Raw genomic sequence first — 2,504 nt, forward strand, 5'->3', positions numbered from 1 at the left:
CCGGGATGACCGGCTTGATGTGGCGCTTGCGCAGGTGGGTGCGGTTGCCGCGGGACGAGTAGGCCTTGTCCCCGGCTACCGCGTCCGGCCGGGTGCGGGGACGGCCGACCGGCACCCGGACCCGTACCTTCTTCAGCACGGGGATGAACTGCGGGCTGTCGGCGACCTGGCCCTCGGCCAGGATAAGAGCCAGCGGGCGGCACTTCCGGTCGCCGGCGCAATGGATCTTGCTGGTCTGTCCGCCTCTGGAACGTCCGAGCAGGGCTGCCTTCAGCCGGAGCTTGCGCCGGCGCCGGATGCGTCGCCACTCTTCCCGTTTCGGGTCACCTGAGGCGTCCTGCCCGTCTTGTTCCTCCGGGCCTCCCCCTTTTGCCGGGCCTTCTCCGCCTCGTCGGCGGCCTTCTCCAGGGCGGCCATGGTGTCGGGGTCGAGGTGCATCCCGGCGGCGTCGTGGTGGGCTCGCACGGTGGTGGAGTCCACGCTGACCAGGGACAAGTCCACCTCGCCTCGTTTCGCGGCTTCCGCGATCACGCCCTCCAGCAGGGCTTCGAAGACGTCGGCGTCCCTCCACTGCCGGAACCGATTGGAGACGGTTGACCACGCACCGAACTCCTTCGGCATCTCCCGCCACTGCCCGCCCGTCCGGAATCGCCAGATCACGCCCTCGAACTGCTGCCGCAGCCGCTCCGGGTACGGGCCGTACTCGCCGATCGGCAAGTACGGCTCGATCAACACCCATTCTGCATCCGTCAATTGCGCTCGCGTCACGCACAACCGTCTACCGGATCAGGACCCGTCGCGAAGGTGAATCGCGCAGATTGATCACGACCGAATACGTGCCCTAGGGTGTCGGGTTGGTGAGCCCCGGGACGCCGTACTTCAGCTCGGTGATGTCCGAGATCAGGTAGCGGCCGTCGGGCCGGCGTTCGAGCCGCGCGCGCACGATGATCCCCTGCGGGGTCCGGGACCAGCCGTCCTCCGCGACGTAGGCGCAGGCGGTGGAGACCTCCAACTCGACCACGTCGCCGGTGAGGTCGCGCGGATCGAGGTGGCCGTCCGTGGGCCGCGCGGCCACCCGCATGACCACCGACCAGCCCCGGTGCGCGGTCACCTCGGCGGGCCAGACCGCGCCCTCCGCCGAGCAGGCGTTCAACCCACCTCCGGCGGCGGCCAGTTCGGGCGTCAGATACCTGCGGACCCGGCCCAGGACGGCCGCCGGACCGGTGTCACGGCGGTTCGCGTCGAAGCTGCCCGAGGTGACCGCCCAGGCGACCGCGACGGACTCCGCGTCGTGCTCGTCGACCGTCAACGGCGGGGTGGGTGCGGCCGGTCGCTCCTTCGGTGGCGCCGGTGGCCCCGTCGGATCGGCCCCCGGCGCGGAGGAGAACGAGAAGCCGGCCGGAGCGGTGCCGACTGCGGTGCCCGGGATCACCCGCTCGTCCTGGTCGTAGCAGGGGTTGCACCGGATGCGCTCACCGGTGCCCTTGCCGTAGTCGGTCTCCCAGCCCCTCCCGCGGGTCGACACCTCCGTTCCGCGTTCCTGCCGCACCCCGGAGACGCGGAACGGGCGGTCGCCGTCCTTCAGCGTCCAAGTGCGGCGCTTGCCGTCGACCGTGCCCTCGACCATGATCACGTAGTCGTAGCTGTGCCGGGTCGCCAGCACGGTGAGGCTGACGAGTTCCGGCTTCTGGTTCTCCAGGTAGAGGTACTTGTCGGTGAAGTACGGGGCGAACGACACCGGTCCGGCGGCCCCGATCAGGGCGATCGGGTCGGTGGAGTCCAGGTCGACGCCCATGTCGACCTTCTGGCCCTCCCCCTCGCCGCTGCAGCTCACGACCGTGCCGGGCAGGGGGTCGCGGGGCTCGCCCACGACAGCCGCCCGCACCTGTTCGATCGACACGGTGTGGCCGTTGCCGGCCATCGAGAGCAGGAGCGGCGACGCCCCCACGTCCGTACCGCCCTGCGCGTGCGACCACGTTCGGGCGCCGCCGCAATCGGTGACGGCGGGAAGCTCGGCGGGTTTCACGGCCCTCGGGACGACCGCGTTCGCGTGGGCGTCACCGTGCTCGGGATCGTAGCGGGCGCTGAGCTCCGGGCCGCTGCTCCCGCTCGTCGCGTGCAGCGCCCAGTACGTCGTGCCGGCGCCCAGTAGGGCCATGACGCACACCACGGCCACCAGCAGACGCAGCTGCGGTCCTCGGCCTGCCCTGCCCGCCAGCAGCGAGACGATGCCGCCCATGACCACGTTGCCGTGGATGGTGCTGTGACTGATCTTGTTCTGCGTGTTCTGCGTGTTCTGCGTGTCGCGCTGGTCGCCCAAACCACCCACCCCGTCTGACGGTTCCGCGTCAACCACAGTGCGGCTCCCGGCGGGCAAAGGGAAGACCCCCGCCGTCCCCGGTCCAGCGCCGAAGGAGGTTGGCGGCCCACACGGGCGCAGTGGGTCGGCGCAGGGCACGGACCCGCTTCGCGAGCTGCGGGTCGGTCTTCTTGAGTCCGTCGGC

Annotated in this window: 1 protein-coding gene and 1 pseudogene; both read right to left on the reverse strand. The window is 70.8% G+C overall.

Annotated features, from left to right (window positions below; genetic code table 11):
* Positions 1-768 (reverse strand): annotated as a pseudogene (locus AB0D10_RS46150) (IS5 family transposase); the annotation flags it as partial.
* Between the two features lie 73 nt (positions 769-841).
* Positions 842-2,320, reverse strand: coding sequence for a hypothetical protein (locus tag AB0D10_RS46155; protein WP_360269062.1), 1,479 nt, complete (start codon positions 2,318-2,320; stop codon positions 842-844).
* Between the last annotated feature and the right edge of the window lie 184 nt (positions 2,321-2,504).

It is taken from the genome of Kitasatospora sp. NPDC048545 (assembly GCF_040651155.1).
Classification (GTDB): Bacteria; Actinomycetota; Actinomycetes; order Streptomycetales; family Streptomycetaceae; genus Kitasatospora.